Below are 21,954 nucleotides of genomic sequence, written 5' to 3' on the forward strand. Positions count from 1 at the left end.
TCTATGCAGTTATATTCTATTACAATGGTATAGTTCACAAGCTCTTTTGTCAGTAGTTGCTGTTAATAAATTATTGTTGTTATGATGTGGATGTGGTTATTTTAATGGGGAAGTAAAAAAGATGACAGAAGTGGTTAATAAATCGCGCTTATTATGGGCGTGTCGGCGTGGGATGTTGGAGCTAGATGTGTTATTTATGCCATTTGTCACTGACACTTTTGATTGCTTATCTGATAACGATAAACTGACTCTACAGCGCTTACTTTCATGTGAGGATCCTGAGCTATTTGCTTGGTTTATGGGGCACAAAATCTGTCCCGACCTAGAATTATCTAAGATGATTAATGCCATATTACAACGCGATAAAATATAGCATCATCGTTGAACGTTCAATTTATGCCGCACTTGTTACCACTGGTGCATATTGTGTGTTAATTATATCGTTCTTGACTCTATTTGATTTCAATTGGTTCGCTTCCTCCCCCTTTTTCGTTTTGCTAGTTGCTATCGCCGTTTATGGAGGAAAAAAAAGCTACGAACAATGTTATCAGCTTAAATTCAGCGATGCGGGTGATGTTGAATTGTTATTGGCCAGTGGGGAAGTTATGCGTGCTAAGGTCACTGCGAGTTCTTTTTATAACAGCTTTTTTTTATCCTTGCATTTACAAAGTAAAGAGCCAATGGCTGGTGGACAGTGTGCAGCGCTGAAGAAAAAGGCGCGACGTGTTGTTATTTATAGGGATGCGGTTAGCACAAAGGAGTATCGCCAACTCGCCCGCTTACTTCACTTCGGGCGATAAAGGCTCATGTTAAGCGTTCTTTAGACAAAAAGAGCAAGGATAAATCTGTTAGTTAAATGCAATATTAAAAGCGTTTTGTAACAAGCTAACTTTATTGGGTTCTATTGGCATCTTTTTATTTACTAAAGATAAATCGAATTGATAAGTCCGAGTGCTAGGTTGAATTATTCTAATTTCCCCCGCGTTCAATTCTTGTTGGATATAACTTTGTGGCATGTAGCCTAAATATTGACCAGAAATTATCATCGTCTTACGCATATCAAATTGATAAGCCTTAGCATTAAGATTCAGTTTTTTTAACTGCTCGCGTCCATTTGCTTCAATGTCTATACCTGGGTGAATACTGGAAGCGGTCGCTAAATCTTCTGACGTAATGTGCGTGTCTACTTTATTAAAAAAAGGATGTTTTTTACCACAACAAAGGTAAATCGGTTCGCTTGTCAGTGGGGTATAACTCAACCCATCAACTTTTTGATAGTCAGGAAATATGCCTATATGAGCTTTATCTTTGAGTAATAATTTTTCAATATTAGAAATAGAGTCTCCATCTAAAGTAATATGGAGATTAGGGGCTTTCTCATGTACGATTTCAATTGTACGAGCCAATTTATGTTGTTTATTTTTGTCCAGTTGATCTGCGCATAAAATCACAATTTCACCACTTAACTCCTTGCCTAATGTACCAACTATTAATGAAAAATCATTCAAGGAATCAAATAAGTTGATAACTGCTCGATAGACTAGTTGTCCTTCTTGAGTCAATGAAAAACCACCACGTCCACGCATACAAAGTTTAAGTTTCATGCGCGTTTCAAGATTAGACATATGCACACTGATGGTTGAACGTGTAATACCAAGCGTTTTTTCAGCGGCAGAAAAGCCCCCGTGTTCTACAACAGACATAAAAATGCGTAATAAGCGTAAATCGTACTCAGTCACTGGCTTAGGAATAATAGAATGGAGATGCATAATGCCTCTAATGTTTTATTTACTTAAACCTTAAGGTTGATAGTTTTATATTTAACCTGTTTTAAATTTAGTATTCAATAGGTAACTATTAAATCGGAGAAGTTACTTATGCTGAATCATCAAGACTTAGGTTTACAAGATAAACAATTAATTAAAAATTTTTCTTATATTAACGGCAGTTGGCACAGTAGTGAGTCTCAAATAGAGGTGACTAATCCCGCTAATGGGAAAGTGATTGCGAGAGTGGCTAATGCAGGGGTTGTGGAAACTGAATTAGCCATAAAATCAGCTAATGACGCTTACAAAATGTGGTCAACTAAATCAGCAAATGAACGTGCTAAATTAATGAAAAATTGGTTTGATTTAATGATGCAACATCAAGAAGATTTAGGACGGATTTTAACGCTAGAACAAGGTAAACCATTTGCGGAAGCAAAAGGTGAAATAGCCTATGGCGCTGCATTCATTGAATGGTTTGCTGAGGAAGGCAAACGAGTTTATGGTGATACTATTCCTGGTCCTGCTCACGATAAACGTATTATTGTTATAAAACAGCCCATTGGTGTTGTTGCTGCTATCACTCCGTGGAACTTTCCGAATGCAATGATTTCTCGTAAAGCGGCCGCAGCATTGGCGGCGGGTTGTACTTTTGTGGTTCGTCCAGCAACACAAACACCACTTTCTGCATTAGCGATGGCTGAACTAGCCGAACGTGCGGGCATTCCAGGAGGTGTTTTTAACGTCGTTGTTGGAGACGATGCAAGAGGGATGGGTGAAGTATTAACACAACACCCATATGTCAATAAATTCACTTTTACCGGGTCAACGGCTGTAGGTAAGTCATTAATTAGGCAATGCGCATCGTCAGTAAAAAAGGTATCGATGGAGCTAGGTGGTAATGCACCCTTTATTGTCTTTAACGATGCAGATGTTGAAGCCGCAGTACAAGGCGCAGTAATGTCTAAATATCGTAATGCGGGTCAAACTTGTGTTTGTACGAATCGTATTTTTGTACAAAGCAAAGTGGTTGAAGAATTCACTGCAAAATTTGTAGCTGCAGTATCTGCGTTAACTGTAGGTGATGGTTTAGTTGAAGGGATAAATATCGGCCCTATGATCTCTAGTGATGCCGTTATTAATGTTCATAAGCTAGTGGAGGAGTCTATCTCAGCGGGAGCAAATTTGGTTTTAGGTGGTAAAAAACATAAATATGGGGATAACTTCTATCAACCCACTATTTTAACTAATGTCACCAATGATATGCCCATTGCCAGTAATGAAATTTTTGGCCCCGTTTCTCCCATTATTGCTTTTGAAGATGAAGATGAAGTGATCGCAATGGCCAACGACACTGAGTATGGGTTAGCTGCTTACTTTTATGCGCGCGATATTGGTTTAATTTGGCGTGTTGCTGAAGCTCTTGAGTTTGGCATGGTTGGAATTAATGAAGCAGCCATCTCCAATGCTGCCGCTCCCTTTGGAGGTGTAAAGCAATCTGGGAATGGTCGCGAAGGGTCAAAATATGGCTTAGACGATTACTTAGAAATTAAATATTTATGTCTGGGTGGTTTAGATAAATAAACGTTATTTATAGAAAAATTTTGACAATTAAAATAATAAGATTAGGTGAATAAAATGAACAATGCAGAATTACAGAAAAGAAAAGGAGAGGTAATTGCACGTGGTCAAGGTAATGTTTATCCCGTGTATGTTGAACGAGCTAAAAACGCTGAAATTTGGGATGTTGAAGGTAATCGTTACATTGACTTTGCTACCGGTATTGCGGTCTGTAATACGGGGCATAGCCATCCTAAAGTGATTGAATCGGTAAAGGCACAAATTGATAAATTTAGCCATACCTGCATGACCGTAAATCCATATGAGGTCGCTGTCCAATTGGCTGAAAAGTTGGTTGAAATTGCCCCTGGAGAATCAGAAAAGAAAGCTATTTTTCTAACAAGTGGTGCGGAAGCGGTAGAGAATTGTGTGAAAATAGCACGAGCTCATACTGGCCGTCGAGGTGTCATTGCATTTAACGGTGGTTTTCATGGCCGTACTAATTTAACCATGGCATTAACTGGAAAAATGACTCCCTATAAGTATTTGTTCGGCCCATTCCCTGCTGATATCTATCATGCACCTTTTCCAATCGAGTCTCATGGTATCTCTGTTAATGATTCATTGAAAGCGATCAACAACTTATTTAAAGTCGATATTTCTCCTACGGATGTTGCCGCTATTATCGTTGAACCTGTACAGGGGGAGGGCGGTTTTTATTTTGCCCCTACAGAGTTCTTAGTGGCTTTACGCAATCTTTGTGATGAGCATGGTATTGTTTTAATCGCAGATGAAATTCAAACTGGTTTTGGTCGTACAGGTAAAATGTTCAATATGGAGTATTCTAATGTTGAACCTGATTTAATGACGATGGCAAAAGGGATTGCAGGTGGCTTTCCAATTTCCGCAGTTGTAGGAAAAAGTAAAATTATGGATGCACCGTTACCAGGCGGATTAGGAGGCACTTATGGTGGCTCTCCCGTTGCCTGTGCAGCTGCTTTAGCTGTGTTAGAAGTGATTAAAGATGAAAATTTAATTCAAAGAGCAAATGAAATTGGTGCAATTTTTAATGAAAAATTAACCATTTTAAAAAATCAACATCCACAACTTATTTCAGATGTCAGAAATAAAGGAGCAATGATTGCGATTGAGTTAATAACTGATGGTGATATCGAACAACCAAATAGTACATTAACACAAGCAATTATCGCTAATGCAGCTGAGTATGGCTTGGTGCTATTAGCCTGCGGGTTTTACGGTAATGTGATCCGCTTTTTGCCTGCTTTGACCGCAAGCAATGAAATTATTGAGGAAGGAGTAGAGCAATTTACACAATTATTTAAATCGCTATGTTAATAGAACACTTTAATTACCTTTGATAGAAAATAAACAGAGAAACCTATTATGTTTTGCTCGGTTGCTCTATTTTATATTTTTGAATAGTGCATTTATACCCATGTTACGTCAAGGTGCAAAGCATCTTGAAGTAACATGGACATAACATTGCCTTTGATTGGGTCTGTAAATAGTAATATCTGCATCTTAAATTATTTTTTTGATGGCGTTAATCTCAGAAAGTAACCACTCAATCGATGGCTGATGGTCATATAGTTTGTGGGTGATAATATTTAATACTAGTGGAGGAATTTCATCTGGTAATTCTATGATTTTAAGTGGGATCATAGAGATAAGTAACTGCGCAACTCTTATTGGTACCGGAAATAATAATCCTGTTCGAGCGCTGATCATACCGCCAATTGCGTAACTTTGTGTGACCATGTGGATGTTACGGTATAGTTTTTGATCGTGTAGCCAATTATCAATGACATCGGAGCCATTTAATGTTATTGGCAAGTGAATTTGGCTTTCACTGGCAAATTGTATAGTGGTTAATTTATCTGGAATATCGCGCCAGGTGGCGACAACTGCAACATATTGATCGCGCAGCCACTCCTGACTGCTAAAGTTTTTGGATGCGTGCGGCAGGTTATCGACTCCGACATGAAAATCTAACGCGCCACCCTCCATCTGTTCCATTTTTACATTCTCAGAATTGATATCTATTGAAAGCCTTATATTAGGTGCTTGCTCTATAAATTTTTCAGCAAGTACCGGCATGGCGACGAATTCAAAATAATCACAAGCACCAATATAAAAAGTATGGGGATCAGTTAAGGGGTTAAAGGAAGACTGCATCTCAGATGCGCGTTTTATACTGGAAACACCCTGTCTGAGAACCGGTAACATATTTTTCGCGAATGGGGTGGGCTCCATTCCTCGGCTAGTACGAACGAAAGAGTTGATCGTTAAATCGTTGCCGTAACTTAGCCAGATTATGGCTTGCAGCCGATTGGCTGACATAAAGTTTTTCTGCTGCTCTTGAGATATTTCGTTCATCATCCAATGCAATCAGTATACGCAATTGATTTAAATCTAAGTTCATTTCATCACCCTATTGTTATGAATTTTATTCATACTTTTGGGTGTTAATATACTTTAAAGCATAATTAAAAATCAATAATTTAAATAACAGTTATTGTTGGCTGAGTAAATCCATAAGTCACTTGTGTTGACACCAACAGCGCACCTTAAATCAGTGTTGCAAAAAGCGAGTTGCCATGGTGTTTGGCGCGTTTTTCTATCTGTTTTTATTCTATCTATTGAGGTCATCCATTGTTGATGCTCATCTATACAGAAAATCTCTCCCACTAAACTTTAGCATTTACTTAAGTAAGGTTAATTAATTTTACATTTAAGAATATAAATGACGCGCCATAATGAGCTTAGATATTAATTGGGTGCCATTATTAGGGATTATTTATGAATCAGCAGCAGGGTTATCATGGCTTGACTCAGGCACAGTTAGACGCGCATTGGATGGCGTTTACAGGAAATCGTCAATTTAAAAAAGACCCTCGTATCATTAGCGCAGCGCAAGGTAATTATTACACGGATGTTGCTGGGCGTAAGATATTTGATGGATTATCTGGATTGTGGTGCAGTGGCATTGGGCATGGTCATCCTGCGATAGTTGAAGCGGTTAGCCAGCAGATAAAGAGTTTAGATTATACGCCTGCCTTTCAATTTGGGCATATAAAATCCTTTCAATTAGCGGAAAAAATCGTCGATTTTATGCCACAGGGGTTAAATCGGGTATTTTATACTGGCTCTGGATCGGAGTCCGTAGAGACTTCTCTTAAAATGGCTCGCGCTTATTGGCGTAAAAAAGGTTGTGCGAGTAAAACCAAGTTGATTGGTCGTGGTCTTGGTTACCATGGAGTTAATTTCGGCGGTATTTCGGTTGGTGGTATCGGTGCAAATAAGTCTCTCTTTGGCTCGGCGTTGGATGCCGCTCATTTACGTCATACGATGTTGCCAGAGAACATTTATTGTAAAGGTCAGCCTGCTCTAGGAGCAGATCTTGCTGATGAATTATTGCAGCTCATTGCTCTGCATGATGCGTCTAATATCGCTGCGCTTATTGTTGAGCCGATGTCTGGTTCTGCGGGTGTTATTCCTCCTCCTATCGGTTATTTAAATCGTCTTCGAGAAATTTGCGATCAACATAATATCTTACTCATTTTTGATGAGGTGATCTGTGCATTTGGTCGAATGGGGGCTAAAACAGGCGCAGAGGCTTTTAGTGTTGTACCTGACATCATGTGTATTGCTAAACAGATAACCAATGGCGCTATCCCAATGGGAGCTGTGATCGCTAAGCAAGAAATTTACGATACCTTTATGGAGCAAGGTGGCCCTGACTATTTGATTGAGTTTCCACATGGTTATACCTATTCAGCTCACCCTGTTGCGTGTGCTGCTGGATTAGCGGCTTTAGATGTACTAGAGAAAGAAAAGCTGATTGAGCGTGTTAAAGGGCTGAGTCACTATTTTGAAAATGCAGTACACAGCTTAAAAGGGTGTAAGTACGTCAGTGATATTAGAAATTATGGATTTGCCGCGGCCTTTACCATTGAGTCTTTTCCTGGAGAGCCTGCACTACGACCTTACCAAATCGCGATGAAAATGTGGGAAAAAGGGTTTTATGTGCGCTATGGAGGGGCAACCATTCAACTTGGTTTGCCGTTTACCAGTGAACCGCAGGAGATTGATTCATTAATTAATGCGCTCGGAGAAACATTTAACGAAATAGGGTAATACGTATTTGTAAGGAAAATAGGTGCTTGCTTCGTGAACCAATAAAATAGCAAAGCGGCAGCAACAATATTTATAGATCAATACAAACAGGGTAAACCTGTGTGCTGGAGAGTTATATGAGTAAAGTAGTAGGTCACTTGATTGGTGGGAAAATAGTTAATGATAATCAGCGTAGCCAAGATGTATTTGATCCCGCACTTGGAAAAGCTGTTAGTAAAGTCGGATTGGCATCTAAAAAAACCGTTGAGCAAGCGATTGCTGCCGCTGAGCAAGTATTTCCTGAATGGCGAAATACAGCTGCTCACAAACGTGCGCAAATCATGTTTCGCTTTAAAGCGCTATTGGAAGAAAATGCTGAAAAAATTTGCCAGTTGATTGGTCGAGAACATGGCAAAATTTCGCATGATGCAGCTGGTGAATTACAACGCGGCATTGAAAATGTTGAGTTTGCATGTGCTGCACCTCAGTTATTGAAAGGTGAGCACAGTAAAAATGTGGGAGCAAACATTGATACTTGGAGCGAGTTTCAAGCGCTAGGGGTGGTGGCAGGAATTACTCCGTTTAATTTCCCCGCAATGGTGCCGATGTGGATGTTTCCACTCGCGATTGTATGTGGTAACTGCTTTATTTTGAAACCATCAGAGCGAGCTCCAAGTGCAACGCTTTTTATTGCACAACTCTTAGAGGAAGCAGGCTTACCCGCTGGCGTTATGAATGTGGTTAATGGGGACAAAGAGGCGGTTGATGTTCTATTAACGGATGAGCGCATCAAAGCGGTCAGTTTTGTTGGTTCGACACCGATTGCAGAACAGATTTATAGCAAAGCAAGCGCTAATGGAAAGCGCTGCCAGGCCTTAGGTGGCGCTAAAAATCACGCTATTGTGATGCCGGATGCTGATATGGACAATGCGGTGAGTCAATTATTGGGTGCCGCATTTGGTTCATCGGGGGAGCGCTGCATGGCATTGTCGGTAGTCGTTGTCGTGGGAGATCAAGCGGGTGATACATTAATCGAAAAAATGCGCAGCGCAATGCAAGGTCTGAGTGTAGGGGCGTGCGATAAAGTAACGAATAATTTTGGGCCTCTGATCAGTAAAGAGCACCAACAAAAAGTGATTGGTTATATTGATAGCGCAGAAAAACAAGGGGCCAAAATTGTGGTTGATGGGCGTACGATGGTGGTACCTGGTTATGAAGAAGGGTATTTTGTTGGGGCGACTTTGATTGATGAGGTCAATGCTGAGATGGATAGCTATCAAGCCGAAATTTTTGGTCCTGTTCTACAGGTGGTACGCGTACAGACAATGCAAGAAGCGATGCAGTTAATTGATGATCATGAATATGGTAATGGCACCTGTATTTTCACCCGCGATGGTGAAGCTGCGCGTTACTTTTCTGACAATATTCAAGTGGGTATGGTTGGCATCAATGTGCCTTTGCCTGTCCCAGTTGCTTATCACAGCTTTGGTGGCTGGAAGCGTTCACTATTTGGTGATTTGCATGCTTATGGCCCGGACGGCGTGCGTTTCTATACCAAACGTAAGACGGTTACGCAACGTTGGCCATCGAGTGGTGTGCGAGAAAATGCGAGTTTTGCATTCCCAAGCTAATCCTATGGTGACGTTGCTATAAAATAGGCAAAGAGGGGGATATGCTTGAGAGTCTCTTTATTGCAGCAAATGCTCTTTGCTGCTGGGTATCTCGTGGCTATGTTTTGGCTTTCTATGTACTTGCATCGGAGCAATCTTCGTGGCTTAGCAATTAACTCTGATTAATCGCAATAGATACAGATAGGTTTGTTCCAAGTCAAACAGAAAAATGGAGTAATAGTGCGCTAGTCTCTCTGTTTATGTTTGTTGTTGGTTATCTTACTCTACAGTTATGAATAAAATTCATAGAATAATGAGAATAATCAATTTCAAAAAATAGAGCAAAATCGGTAAGTTGACTAACAGAAGTTGACATATCAATTAAGTGAGCAGAGCGGCTATGCAATCAAAAAGTGAATCGCGATATTACTAAAGTAATTGATATGAAAAGGTAGGGATATGAATGTGGATAATAGACACTATATAAATGGAGCATGGCAGCTTCCCGCTTCTACAAAGCGTTTTTCTGTTATTAATCCTGCGACAGAAGCGGTGATTAAAGAGGTCAACGCCGGAAATAAAAAAGATATTGATACTGCAGTACAAGCAGCAAGATTTGCATTTGACAATGGCCCCTGGCCGCAATTAACAGGTGCCGAGCGCGCTGTTTATCTGCGTAGAATTGCAAAAATTATTACTCGTCGTTGTGCTGAATTGAGTGCGCTTGAAGTACTCGATAATGGTAAGCCTTATCCAGAAGCGCAGTGGGATATCGAAGATACCGCCAGTACTTTTTCCTATTATGCCTCGCTGGCTGAAGAGTTAGATAACAATAGTGAGCAGGATATTGCCTTACCAGACTCGCGTTTTAATTGTAGTGCCATTAAACAACCTCTGGGAGTAGTTGGGGCGATTATTCCTTGGAATTTCCCGATGTTGATGGCTGCTTGGAAGGTCGCACCAGCGCTTGCAGCTGGATGCACAATGGTCTTAAAACCCTCAGAGGTTACGCCGTTAACCGCATTAGCATTAGCTGAAATAGCTGATGAAGCAGAGTTACCTGCAGGAGTGTTAAATATCGTCACTGGGTTAGGAAGTGAAGCTGGAAAAGCACTCGCTGAACATCCCTGTGTTGATAAATTAGCCTTTACAGGATCCGTGCCTACCGGTTCTCAAATCATGGCCACTGCTGCACGTGATATCAAGAATATTAGTCTTGAGTTGGGGGGAAAATCACCATTTGTTATTTTCGAAGATAGCGATATAGAAAAAGCGATTGAATGGATCATGTTTGGTATTTTCTGGAATCAAGGTCAGGTTTGTTCTGCTACCTCACGCGTATTAGTCGCACAAGCGATATACCCGAAGTTATTAAGTCGCTTAGTGGAGGAATCACAAAAAATCACCATCGGAGCCGGTGATAAAGAGGGGGTGTTACTCGGGCCTTTGGTTAATCAACAGCAGTATCAAAAAGTGTTACAGGCGATTGCTAAAGGGGTCGAAGAAGGCGCAACCATAGCCGCTGGCGGTGGTCGCCCAGATGGATTAGACAAAGGTTATTACTTACAACCCACAGTGCTGACAGATATGTCAGAAGATAGTTGGATATGGCGAGAAGAGATATTTGGCCCCGTGGTTTGTGTCAAACCCTTTGCCAGTGAAAGTGAAGCGCTAGCGATGGCGAATAACTCACGATTTGGCCTTGCTGCTGCAGTGATGTCCAAAGATAAACAGCGCTGTGAGCGTGTTGCAAAGGCATTTAGGGCTGGCATTGTGTGGATTAATTGCTCGCAACCTACTTTTGTCGAAGCGCCTTGGGGTGGGGTTAAATCGTCCGGGATTGGTCGAGAGTTAGGTCTATGGGGACTCAATAACTACCTTGAAGTAAAGCAGATCACAAGCTTTGCTAGCGATCAAGCTTGGGCATGGTATATCAAATAACTTTAAATTAAGAGGATTTATGCAAGCACATATAGAAGCATTGAAAGATTCAAAACATTGTCCACTTTGGCTTGATCACGAAGATCTTCCCGCTACACTGCCTGCGTTACAAAAAGATGAACATTGTGAGTTACTGATTGTCGGTGGTGGTTTTACAGGCCTTTGGGCTGCATTACAATTAAAAGAGCGTAATCCTGATAGCGATATTATTTTAATTGAGAAAACATTTATTGGTGATGGCGCTTCTGGACGGAATGGTGGTTTCATTAGTGAAGATTTAGCACATGGTGCTGAAAATATGGTTCAGCGTTTTCCTGTTGAAGCTGAAAAATTGGCTGAACTAGGCCATCAAAATGTAAAAGAGTTTCTCAACACGCTAGAGCGTTATGGTATCGATGCGCGATATGAAAAGGTTGGTGAACTGAAGTTGCTACCGATGCTAAGTATGTTGAATATTTACGTCAAGTTTATGAAAAAAATAAAGCAGCAGGCAACGATGTTGTTTGGTTTGATAAAGAGGCGATGCAAGCGGAAGTTCATTCTCCAACCTATTTAGCAGGCCTATGGTATAAAGAAGGCTATGATGGCGTACTAGATCCTGCTCGTTTATGTTGGGGGTTAAAACGTGTACTTGTTGAGTTGGGTGTTCGTATTTACGAACAAACATCATTAGAAAATTTTAAACAATTACATGATAAAAGCATGCAAAGTGAGTGCCCCGGGGGCACCATTTGCAGTGATAAAATATTTTTTGCAACAAATGGCTACCACTCTCCGGTTGCTAAAATTAGGCGTAAAGTGCTTCCTGTTTGGGACTATCAACTCGCGACGGAGCCATTAACAGATGAACAGTTGGCATCCATCGGTTGGAATAAGTTTCGTCATGCTCTTTATGATAATTTTAATATGTTTCACTATTACCGTTTAACTCAGGATAACCGAATTACTTGGGGCGGTGGCGGTGCTGTTCGTTATTATTTTAATAGTAATACTGACCAGAGCTGCGCAGATATACCCGCTCGTTTTGAACAGTTGTCTAAGGAGTTTTTTGAAACATTTCCTCAACTATCGGGCATCAAGTTTACCCATCGTTGGAGTGGGATTATTGCAACAACAACACGTTTATGCGTCGCCCCAAACGTTGGCTATAACGGTCGGGTTTCATGGGCGGTAGGTTATACAGGGTTAGGAGTGGGGGCCGCCAGATTCGGTGCTCGAGTGGGACTTGAGTTATTAGGGTATTATCCTAGTGATGTATTAAAAATGGGGTTTGTTAAAAAATTCGTCATTCCTTGGCCATTTGAACCGCTACGCTGGATTGGTTATAAAATTACTCATCGTGCGTTAGTAAAATCTGATGCAAATGGTGGCAAGCGTGGCTTATGGTTAAAAATGTTAGATTTAATGGGGCTTGGTTTTGCCTGCTAGCGATGAACATTATTGCGTTATGCTAAATATTGCTACCATGAATAGAAGGGCGTATGGGTAATAAAAAACATTTTCTACCCAGCCAACTTGGTGATTCGCATATTCGTCTTTTACGTATATTTAAAGTGGTTATTGAATCAGGTGGGTTTTCCGCAGCAGAGGTACAACTCAATATTACAACCTCTGCGATTAGTTTAGCTATCACTGAGTTAGAGTCTCTTTTAAATATGCGCCTATGTAATCGTGGACGCTCTGGGTTCTCTGTCACAGATCATGGTAAATCGGTTTATGCTGCTACTTTACAATTGTTGGGTAGCTTAGAGACATTTAAGTCTCAAATTAATGCGATTAACACCGAGCTAATTGGGGATCTTAATATTGGCATTACTGATAACTTGGTAACCAACCCTCAGATGCGAGTGACCCGCGCTATTAGTTCCCTCAAGCATCATGCGCCCGGCGTATTTTTTAACATTCGTATGATGCCTCCTAATGATATTGAATTGGCTATTTTAGATGGTCAACTTCATATTGGTGTGGTGCCTGATTTACGCCCGTTATCAGGATTATCTTACCTACCGTTATATGATGAAAAATCATTACTTTATTGCAGTGTAGAACATCCTTTATTCCATCAAAATTTAAATATAATCTGTGATGCAGAGATTGCTAAATACGATGCCGTGTTAGCCAACTATGTTCAATCGAGTGACATTATTAAGCAACAAAAAAAATTAAATATTGCAGCTACATCAACCGATAGAGAAGGGATTGCTTTTCTTATTTTAACGGGACGCTTCATCGGTTTTTTACCGACACATTTTGCGAACGTTGGGTAGATAAAGATTTATTACGTCCTATTGATCCCTATCGAAGGCGTTTTGTTACCAAGTTTTCAGCGATAACACGTAAAGGTGCGCGAACCAATTTAATACTTGAAGCATATATAGAAGAGCTTAGTAAAATGTGTATGCCACATGGTGATGCTGATTGAACTAGTTGCTTATACTCAAAATAGATCCAAACCTAACCAGCTATAAAAATTACCGAATAGAGTGTTAGAAGCCTTTACTCTTCTTTTAGATAAGAAAATATTTAATTGCAGTCGTTCACCTCTTTCAGTTTTTTTCTTGTCATTAAACCACAAATAATGCAGTTCACTATGCATATTAATTGATGAGTTTATTTACTTAAATTCTATTATTTTATTTTTAATATATTGCTCCAAAGTGGTCTGAGTAAGTGCTGGAAAGCTATCTGTTAGCAAGAGTATTACGTTTTAGTAAGAGAGATTGACGAAGTCCGATATCTGAGAATATAGGGCTAGTTTTTATCTGAATTCATTCTCTTTTTGCCAGGTTATGAATTTAATTCATAGAGTAATGATAATAATCAATTTCAAAAGAGAAGATAAAATCGGTAAGTTAATTACAAGAGGTTGAAAGGACTATTAGTTAGTCCATAGAAACTAAGTCGCTATTACATTTAGCATGGTGATTATATGACCTAAATTATAGTTGAATAAACTGAATTCTATAACAAGTTATATATTTTACATTGACGTAACATATTATTAGACAAGGAGTTAACATGAAATTTATTAAAAAAAATGCAGCGATGGCTATATTGACTAGTGGGCTCTTAATGAGTGCGACAAGCTCTGCTGAAGAAGTATTACACATGTATAATTGGTCTGATTATATCGCTGAAGATACCTTAGCAAATTTCCAAAAAGAGACCGGTATTCGTGTTATTTATGATGTATTTGATAGTAATGAACTATTAGAATCAAAGCTTTTATCCGGTCGTTCCGGCTATGACCTCGTTGTTCCTTCGCAGAGCTTTTTAGCTAAGCAGATTCAAGCGGGTGTTTTTATGAAGTTAGATCGCAGCAAATTAACCAATTATGGTAATTTGGATGCGCAATTAATGAAGCAATTACAAGCTTCTGATCCTGGTAATGAACATGCTGTCCCTTATTTATGGGGAACCAACGGTATTGGTTATAACATTGATAAAGTAAAAGCGGTACTAGGTGAAGATGCGCCCGTCGATTCATTAGATCTTATTTTTAATCCAAAATATGCAGAAAAACTATCACAATGCGGTTTGGCTGTCTTAGATACCCCCGATGAAATGATCCCTCAAGCGCTTCTTTACTTAGGCTTAAATCCGTTAAGTAAATCTCCTGCCGATTATAAAAAAGCAGGTGAGTTATTCGCTAAGATTCGCCCATATATTACCTATTTTCACTCGTCTAGATACATTACTGACTTAGCTAATGGTGATATTTGTGTCGCTTATGGTTTCTCGGGTGATGTTTTCCAAGCTGCCGCTCGTGCAGAAGAGGCTGGTAATGGCGTTCACGTGACCTATTCTATCCCCAAAGAAGGGGCTAACTTGTGGTTTGATATGTTAGCGATTCCTGCCGATGCAACGAACAAAGAAAATGCGCTGACTTTTATTAACTATTTATTACGTCCAGAGGTTATCGCTGGAATAACAAACTATGTTGCATATGCCAATGCCAATACTGCATCGCAAAAAATAGTTGATAAAGAGATCATTGAAAATCCTGCTATTTATCCTTCACAAGAGACTTTGAATAGCCTTTATATACAAGATGTTCGCCCTCTTAAAGCACAACGCGCATTAACACGCGAGTGGACTAAGATAGTTTCGGGTAAGTAAGTCAAAAAATAGAGGCAATATAGTTATTTGCCTCTTATTTGCATAACGTAAGATTTAGATGCCGGCTAAAAGTTTGCTAAAGGAGAAGGCATATGTACCCCAATATTGAAATGGAAAAACCTCAGAGAGTACACGAGGTGGAGAAAACTAAAAATGTTACTCCGGAAATATTGTTAGAGATTAAACAGGTCAGCAAAAAATTTGATGATGTCAGAGCCGTAGATGATGTGTCATTAACTATTAACAAAGGTGAAATTTTTGCCTTATTAGGTGGTTCTGGCTCTGGTAAATCGACGTTGTTACGAATGTTAGCTGGTTTTGAAAAGCCGACAGAGGGGCGCATTTTTCTTGATGGAGTTGATATTACCGATATTGAACCATACAAACGTCCTATTAATATGATGTTTCAATCTTATGCTTTATTCCCACACATGACCGTAGAACAGAATATTGATTTTGGTTTAAAGCAGGACAACATCGGCAAAGCTGAGCGTAAAGAAATTGTCGATGAAATGTTGAAGCTTGTCCATATGCAAGCGTATGCGAAACGTAAACCAGGACAGCTTTCTGGAGGGCAACGACAACGTGTTGCTTTAGCTCGTTCCTTAGCTAAAAAACCCAAATTATTGCTACTAGATGAGCCGATGGGGGCATTAGATAAGCAGCTTCGTACACAAATGCAATTAGAGGTCGTAGAAATTCTTGAGCGTGTAGGGGTAACTTGTGTGATGGTGACGCATGACCAAGAGGAAGCGATGACTATGTCGGATCGAATCGCGATTATGAAAAATGGTCGTATCATTCAAACGGGATCGCCAACAGATATTTATGAAAGCCCTAAGAGCCGAGATATAGCAGAGTTTATAGGCACAGTAAATTTATTTGAGTCACAAATCGTTGCCGATGAGGTCGACCATGTGATTGTTCAAGCTGAGAATATAAGTCAGCCATTTTATATCGGGCAAGGGGTAACCACGAGGGCTAAAGATAAGCGTGTTTGGTTGGCCATTCGCCCAGAAAAAATGGTTATTAGGCGAGAAAAACCGACCGCTAAATATAATTGGGTAGTAGGTGTTGTCGATGATATTGCTTATTTAGGGGGAATATCTATTTACTACATTAAGATTGAAAGTGGACAAATAGTGCAGTGTATTTTTACCAATCGTCAGCGTCGATTTGAGCCGCCTACATGGAATGATAGTTTATATATAAGCTGGGAGCCCACTGCGGGTGTGGTATTAACATCATGAAATATATTACTGGTTATCTCAAAGGGAAGTATATGACCATTGGCATTCCCTATATGTGGTTACTCTTATTCTTTGCAATCCCTTTTACCATAGTCTTGAAAATTAGTTTTTCTAGTGCAGCCATTGCGATTCCGCCTTACGAACCGATCTATTCCTATGTCGATGAAACTTTTCAAATTTTATTGAACTTGGGAAATTATCTGCTGTTGCTCGATGACGCAATGTATTACCAGTCTTATTTAAATTCTTTACAAATGGCCTTTTTTTCGACTTTAGGTTGTATTTTAATCGGTTATCCGATGGCCTATGCCATTGCTAGAGCGCCGGCTTCGAATCAAGGCGTGTTATTGTTATTAGTTATGTTACCGTCATGGACATCCTTTTTAATTCGTGTCTATGCCTGGATGGGGTTGCTGAGTAACAATGGCATCATCAATAATTTCTTAATGTGGTTAGGCATCATTTCTGAACCCATTGCGATGCTGAATACTAATTTTGCTGTGTATGTCGGTATTATTTATACCTATCTCCCTTTTATGGTTTTGCCTCTTTATTCAACGTTAGTTAAGCTTGATATGAGTCTGTTAGAAGCCGCTGCTGATTTAGGTTCACGTAATATTAATAGCTTTTGGAAAATAACCTTACCGCTTTCAAAATCTGGTGTTATTGCTGGCTCAATGTTGGTATTTATTCCCGTTGTTGGCGAGTTTGTTATTCCTGAATTGTTAGGGGGGCCAGATACATTGATGATAGGTAAGGTGTTATGGAAAGAGTTCTTTAACAATAGAGATTGGCCTGTTGCATCTGCTTTAGCGATTGTCATGCTAGCCATATTAGCGATACCAATAATTTTATTTAATCGTTATCAAGCACGTGAAATGGAGAAGTGAATATGAAAAAGTTATCCTTTTCTAATGCAATGCTATGGCTTGGCATGGCATTCCTTTATCTACCGATGTTAATAATGATCATTTACTCTTTTAATGGCTCAAAGTTAGTCACCGTGTGGGGGGGATTCTCTGTTAAATGGTATGGCGAGTTAGTAAAAGATCAGCAACTCCTTGATGCCGTTTTTACCAGTTTGCAAATTGCTTTTTTTAGTGCCTTCACTGCGGTTTTTCTAGGTACATTAGCTGCATTTGTTATGGCTCGTTTTAAGCAATCATTTGCAAAGTTAACTCTATCTAATATGATAACGGCCCCATTAGTTATGCCTGAAGTGGTCACGGGTTTATCACTTATGTTGCTATTTGTAGCTATGTTTGATTTGTTGGGCTGGCCCGCAGAACAGGCGTGATAACTATTTGGATTGCGCATTCCACGTTTTGTGCTGCCTATGTAACAGTTGTTGTATCGGCACGATTACAGGAATTAGATCGCTCAATTGAAGAGGCTGCTTTAGATTTAGGTGCGACACCTTTGGTGACCTTTATCTTTATTACTTTACCGATGATTCTTCCTTCATTAATTACTGGCTGGTTTCTTTCTTTTAGTCTTTCTCTTGATGATTTAGTTATCGCTAGCTTTGTTTCGGGACCAGGCTCCACCACATTACCTATGACGGTTTTTTCCTCGGTACGTATGGGTGTTTCACCTAAAATAAATGCCTTAGCTGGTATTATGATAATGATCGTATCATTGCTTGCTTTATTATTCTGGTATTTAAGTCGTCGCAAAGAGAAGCTCGATAGGATGCAAGTGAACATGGTTTAACTCATCGATATAATGCTTTGCTTAAAAAAGAGATCTATAGATCTCTTTTTTATTGAATAAGTAAACGGAAAACAGCCTATAAAATTGCTGATGCATATGAGTTTTTTAGTTAGTAAATTCTGCTTTTATTATGCAACGGCAGATAGGTTAATTTAGTTGTAATATCGCGCCATATGTCTACAACACCAATTGATTGTTTGCAAGGGACTATTTCTGACTGCTTCCGTTTCACGGAAGCGCTCGTTCGGCTCACACAACAATATGTAAATGCAGTGTCCTATCCTCTATCTACTCTATTTTATTTCATTAGATCAAATACTTAATCCTAATAGCATTCGATTTAGTGTTATTAGTCTTGGTAATTGATTTAAATTCATCTTTGTAGCCTTTTATGAATTCAGCTCATGTATTCATGACTATAATCCATTTCAAAACATAGTATAAAACAGATAACGTTAAAGGACTTTAAAATTGAGGGGGTAATAAATGGATCATTCGAAAAGAGATATCAATGAAGCTTCATTAGAAGCAAATAAGATGGTGAGCCTAATCACCAAAAATGAACAGGATATTAATCAAGAAGAGCGTATTTGGATAGCGCAAAGTACCTATGAAAATTTTGAGAATCATATCAATAAGGGATTTCTTGAATATCGTAAGTCTGTGACTGAAACAGAGGGGATTGCATTAACAGATTGGACAGGACAAGGCTCTATCCTAAAAGATGTTCTCGGTCGAGAATTTATCGATATGCTAGGCGGTTATGGTCTTTACTCTCCAGGTATTAAACATCCTAAAATTGTTGCAGCAGCTAAAGCTCAGCTTGAACGTAGTCCTCAATATAGCCAAGAAATGCTAGATCCATTGCGTGCTCATTTAGCTAAGGTTATTGCCAAATTGACACCTGGAGATATTCAATACGGTTTTTTTGCTAACTCAGGTACAGAAGCTGTTGATGGTGCGATGAAGCTCGCTAAAATGTATACCGGAAAAAAAGGCTTCATTTCTACTTTGAAAGCTTTTCATGGTAAGTCTTTGGGTGCATTGTCTCTTTTAGGAAAAGCGGTATACAGAGAGCCCCTTGGGCGACTTCTTGATGGTGTTAGACATGTTCCATTTGGTGATGCAGATGCTGTCGAAGCACAGCTAAAAGCTGCAGAAGAGGTAGGAGATGGGATTGCTGCGGTTATTGCAGAGCCAATCCAGGGTGAAGCTGGAGCAATTGTTCCTCCTGATGACTATTGGCCAAAATTACGTCAGATCTGTGATAAATATGATGTGTTGCTTATTGCCGATGAAGTACAGACTGGTTTTGGGCGTACAGGTAAAATTTTTGGTGTCGATCATTGGGATGTGACGCCAGATATCATGTGCTTTGGTAAAGCGCTTGGTGGCGGTGTGATTGCCATGTCAGGATTTTTCGCCAGTGCAAAACTATGGAAAGTATTAGAGCCAAATCCATTTATGCATACGACAACGACAGGTGGTAACCCGATTGCCTGTGCTGCTGCGCTTGCCCAAATATCTGTATTACTTGAAGAAGATTTAGCCGGTCAAGCTGCTGAAAAAGGTACATATATCAAGCAGAAACTGGCAAAAATACAAGAATTGTATCCTGAAGTATTAACTGATGTAACAGGCAGAGGTTTGTTGTTAGGTATGGTTTTTGCCAACGATGAAGTTGGTTTTGAAGTGGTTTCAGGTCTGTTCAAGCGTGGAATTTTAATTGCTGGAACGCTGAATAACTCAAGAGTCGTACGTATTGAACCCGCATTAAATGTACCATATCCATTGATAGATAAATTCTTGGTTGAATTGGAAGACGTTATCAAATCTCTTTGATATGCCGAGCAAAATAGATAGCACGATATTATCTAGCGTTATTGAAATAGATAGAAATGGTACTGGCAATAAGATGAGTCTTTATGAGGAATAGATGATGAAATATAAATTATGGATCAACGGTAAGGCTTGTGATGCCGTTAATGGCGAAATATTAGCAGTAGAAAATCCAGCAACGGGTGAAATTATTGATTCAGTACCAGATGCGGGTAAAGAGGATGTTGATTTAGCTGTTGCTGCTGCAAAAAGCGCTTTTGATGATGGTCGATGGTCTAAAAAAACACCTGCAGAGCGGTCTGCTGTTTTATCTAAAATGGCAGATATCATTGAAGCGCGCAGTGATGAAATCGCACGCATAGAATCAGAAGATACAGGTAAGCCCTTTGACTTTGTTAGCTTGGGTGGAGATATTCCTTTTGCCGTTGATAACTTGCGTTTTTTTGCCGCCGCAGCACGTGATATTAAAGGCTCCGCGAGCGGTGAATATGCACAAGGATATACCTCTATTTTACGTAACGAACCGTGGTGTTACGGTTGGTATTGCTCCTTGGAATTACCCATTGTTAATGGCGATATGGAAAATTGGTCCAGCGTTAGCTGCGGGTTGTACTTCGATTATAAAGCCTGCTCCGATTACACCTCGTACTACGCTATTACTCGGTGAGATTGCAAAAGAAGCGGGTTTACCTGATGGCGTATTGAATATTTTAAGTGGTGGTGCTACACCGGGGGAAGCGTTAACTGCGCATCCAGACGTACAGATGGTCAGTCTTACCGGCTCTAGTCGCACAGGTAAAGCGATCATGAAATCTGCTGCTGATACTTTAAAACGAGTCCACTTAGAGCTTGGTGGCAAGGCTCCATTAATTATTTTTGATGATGCAGATATTGATCTTGCGGCTGAAAAAGCTGTTTTTGGTGGCTTTTTAAATTCCGGGCAGGATTGTACTGCTGCAACACGAATATTGATTCATGAGTCTGTTTACGATCAAGCTGTTGCTACATTAGTCAAAGCAACAGAGGCCCTTAAAGTTGGCGATCCTTTTGATCAAGAAACGGTGATAGGTTCGATGATTTCAAAAATACAGCAACAAACGGTGGCAGGGTTTGTTGACCGTGCTCGAGCAGCTGGCGCTAAGATACTTACTGGCGGTAAGGTGCTTGATAAATCAGGTTATTATTACCCACCTACACTTATTGCTAATGTTGAACAAGACTCGGAAGTTGTTCAAGAAGAGATCTTTGGTCCTGTATTAACAATCCAATCTTTCGCTAATGATGAAGAAGCGCTTAAAATGGCAAATGACGTTAAATATGGTTTGGCTTCATCTGTTTTTACTAAAAATTTAAGCAGAGCGATGCGTTTTTCTCGTGATCTTACGTTTGGTACTGTGTGGATAAATGATCATTTACCATTAACCTCGGAAACCCCACATGGTGGTTTTAAACAGTCTGGTTTTGGTAAAGATCTTTCTGCAGAGGCTATTTCTGATTACTTAGTCACAAAACACGTTATGGTCGCACTATAATAGCAACCCGCATAAATATCTACTCTATCTTGTGGCATTTAATTGTAATAGCCGGCAATTATACCAATCGGAGTAAATAGCTGATTTATTTTGCTGGTTAAAATAACTTACTTTTTTGTTGTAAGTTTCGTAAAACGAGCAACCATTTACGAAACTTACGTCTCAAATTAAGCCATTTTTCCTGCGCAAAATTTAGATCACATACTTAATCCGATTGTTATTACGATTGAATGCACCTTGCTCTCCCTCATTTTTCCTCAACAAGCCCTGACCATAATGTTATGTGGATCGGTATAACATAAATATTGTGAATAAGTATTGACTACATATTTATAAATTTATCAGGTGTTATGGTGCCGATAGCATCTTAGAAGTAATGCGCTAGTAGCTTGTCTTTAAAAACCTTTTATTAAATATATTCTACGGTGTTACTGATTGGTTATTGTAAAAAAACTTCAATGAAATCAGTTGTCATTTCAATAGGGGA

15 protein-coding genes and 3 pseudogenes are annotated in these 21,954 nt (G+C 39.6%); 15 read left to right on the forward strand and 3 right to left on the reverse strand.

The window, feature by feature from the left end:
- The first annotated feature begins 121 nt into the window (after window positions 1-121).
- Window positions 122-373 carry an FAD assembly factor SdhE gene (locus AB1A03_RS03180; protein ID WP_354623132.1) on the forward strand — a complete coding sequence of 84 codons (252 nt, stop codon included), beginning with the start codon at window positions 122-124 and terminating at the stop codon, window positions 371-373.
- On the forward strand, window positions 345-800 hold the full coding sequence (locus tag AB1A03_RS03185) for a protein YgfX (protein WP_354623134.1): 456 nt from the start codon (window positions 345-347) through the stop codon (window positions 798-800). The genes AB1A03_RS03180 and AB1A03_RS03185 overlap by 29 nt, the downstream gene beginning before the upstream one ends.
- Window positions 801-848: 48 nt before the next feature.
- Here AB1A03_RS03185 and AB1A03_RS03190 read toward each other — a convergent pair whose 3' ends face one another.
- Window positions 849-1,769 carry a LysR family transcriptional regulator gene (locus tag AB1A03_RS03190; RefSeq protein WP_354623135.1) on the reverse strand — a complete coding sequence of 307 codons (921 nt, stop codon included), beginning with the start codon at window positions 1,767-1,769 and terminating at the stop codon, window positions 849-851.
- A 108-nt stretch (window positions 1,770-1,877) separates the two neighbouring features.
- Here AB1A03_RS03190 and AB1A03_RS03195 point away from each other — a divergent pair, with 108 nt between their 5' ends.
- Both AB1A03_RS03195 and gabT read left to right on the forward strand, forming a co-directional pair.
- The gene (locus tag AB1A03_RS03195) at window positions 1,878-3,350 is read left to right on the forward strand and encodes an NAD-dependent succinate-semialdehyde dehydrogenase (protein ID WP_354623136.1); all 1,473 of its coding nucleotides are present in this window, start codon (window positions 1,878-1,880) and stop codon (window positions 3,348-3,350) included.
- 54 nt (window positions 3,351-3,404) lie between these two features.
- On the forward strand, window positions 3,405-4,682 hold the full coding sequence (gene gabT / locus AB1A03_RS03200) for a 4-aminobutyrate--2-oxoglutarate transaminase (protein ID WP_354623137.1): 1,278 nt from the start codon (window positions 3,405-3,407) through the stop codon (window positions 4,680-4,682).
- Window positions 4,683-4,868: 186 nt separating this feature from the next.
- Here gabT and AB1A03_RS03205 read toward each other — a convergent pair whose 3' ends face one another.
- Entirely contained in the window at window positions 4,869-5,600 is a 732-nt protein-coding gene (locus tag AB1A03_RS03205) for a LysR substrate-binding domain-containing protein (protein WP_354623138.1), read from the reverse strand.
- A gap of 7 nt (window positions 5,601-5,607) precedes the next feature.
- Window positions 5,608-5,769 (reverse strand): helix-turn-helix domain-containing protein, encoded by a 162-nt coding sequence (locus AB1A03_RS03210; protein ID WP_354623139.1) that lies wholly within the window; start codon window positions 5,767-5,769, stop codon window positions 5,608-5,610.
- Between the two features lie 377 nt (window positions 5,770-6,146).
- Here AB1A03_RS03210 and aptA point away from each other — a divergent pair, with 377 nt between their 5' ends.
- From aptA to AB1A03_RS03265, 11 genes and pseudogenes are all read left to right on the forward strand, one after another.
- Window positions 6,147-7,484: an omega-aminotransferase AptA gene (gene aptA, locus AB1A03_RS03215; RefSeq protein ID WP_354623140.1), complete on the forward strand. Its 1,338-nt coding sequence runs from the start codon at window positions 6,147-6,149 to the stop codon at window positions 7,482-7,484.
- A 116-nt stretch (window positions 7,485-7,600) separates the two neighbouring features.
- A complete protein-coding gene (locus AB1A03_RS03220) occupies window positions 7,601-9,094 on the forward strand; it encodes a CoA-acylating methylmalonate-semialdehyde dehydrogenase (RefSeq protein WP_354623141.1) in 1,494 nt (497 codons plus the stop codon).
- Window positions 9,095-9,532: 438 nt separating this feature from the next.
- Complete coding sequence (locus tag AB1A03_RS03225) at window positions 9,533-11,014, forward strand: aldehyde dehydrogenase family protein (RefSeq protein ID WP_354623142.1); 1,482 nt, start codon at window positions 9,533-9,535, stop codon at window positions 11,012-11,014.
- Between the two features lie 19 nt (window positions 11,015-11,033).
- Window positions 11,034-12,442: pseudogene (locus tag AB1A03_RS03230) on the forward strand (NAD(P)/FAD-dependent oxidoreductase).
- A 53-nt stretch (window positions 12,443-12,495) separates the two neighbouring features.
- Window positions 12,496-13,281 (forward strand): LysR family transcriptional regulator, encoded by a 786-nt coding sequence (locus AB1A03_RS03235; protein ID WP_354623143.1) that lies wholly within the window; start codon window positions 12,496-12,498, stop codon window positions 13,279-13,281.
- Between the two features lie 751 nt (window positions 13,282-14,032).
- The gene (locus tag AB1A03_RS03240) at window positions 14,033-15,133 is read left to right on the forward strand and encodes a polyamine ABC transporter substrate-binding protein (protein WP_354623144.1); all 1,101 of its coding nucleotides are present in this window, start codon (window positions 14,033-14,035) and stop codon (window positions 15,131-15,133) included.
- 110 nt (window positions 15,134-15,243) lie between these two features.
- The gene (locus AB1A03_RS03245; protein WP_354623470.1) at window positions 15,244-16,383 is read left to right on the forward strand and encodes an ABC transporter ATP-binding protein; all 1,140 of its coding nucleotides are present in this window, start codon (window positions 15,244-15,246) and stop codon (window positions 16,381-16,383) included.
- A complete protein-coding gene (locus AB1A03_RS03250; RefSeq protein ID WP_354623145.1) occupies window positions 16,380-17,273 on the forward strand; it encodes an ABC transporter permease subunit in 894 nt (297 codons plus the stop codon). The genes AB1A03_RS03245 and AB1A03_RS03250 overlap by 4 nt, the downstream gene beginning before the upstream one ends.
- Window positions 17,274-17,275: 2 nt before the next feature.
- Window positions 17,276-18,096: pseudogene (locus tag AB1A03_RS03255) on the forward strand (ABC transporter permease subunit).
- Window positions 18,097-18,582: 486 nt separating this feature from the next.
- On the forward strand, window positions 18,583-19,938 hold the full coding sequence (locus AB1A03_RS03260) for a putrescine aminotransferase (RefSeq protein WP_354623146.1): 1,356 nt from the start codon (window positions 18,583-18,585) through the stop codon (window positions 19,936-19,938).
- Window positions 19,939-20,035: 97 nt separating this feature from the next.
- Window positions 20,036-21,467: pseudogene (locus tag AB1A03_RS03265) on the forward strand (aminobutyraldehyde dehydrogenase).
- Window positions 21,468-21,954: the final 487 nt, after the last annotated feature.

Source organism: Psychromonas sp. MME2 (genome assembly GCF_040566515.1).
Taxonomy (GTDB): domain Bacteria; phylum Pseudomonadota; class Gammaproteobacteria; order Enterobacterales; family Psychromonadaceae; genus Psychromonas.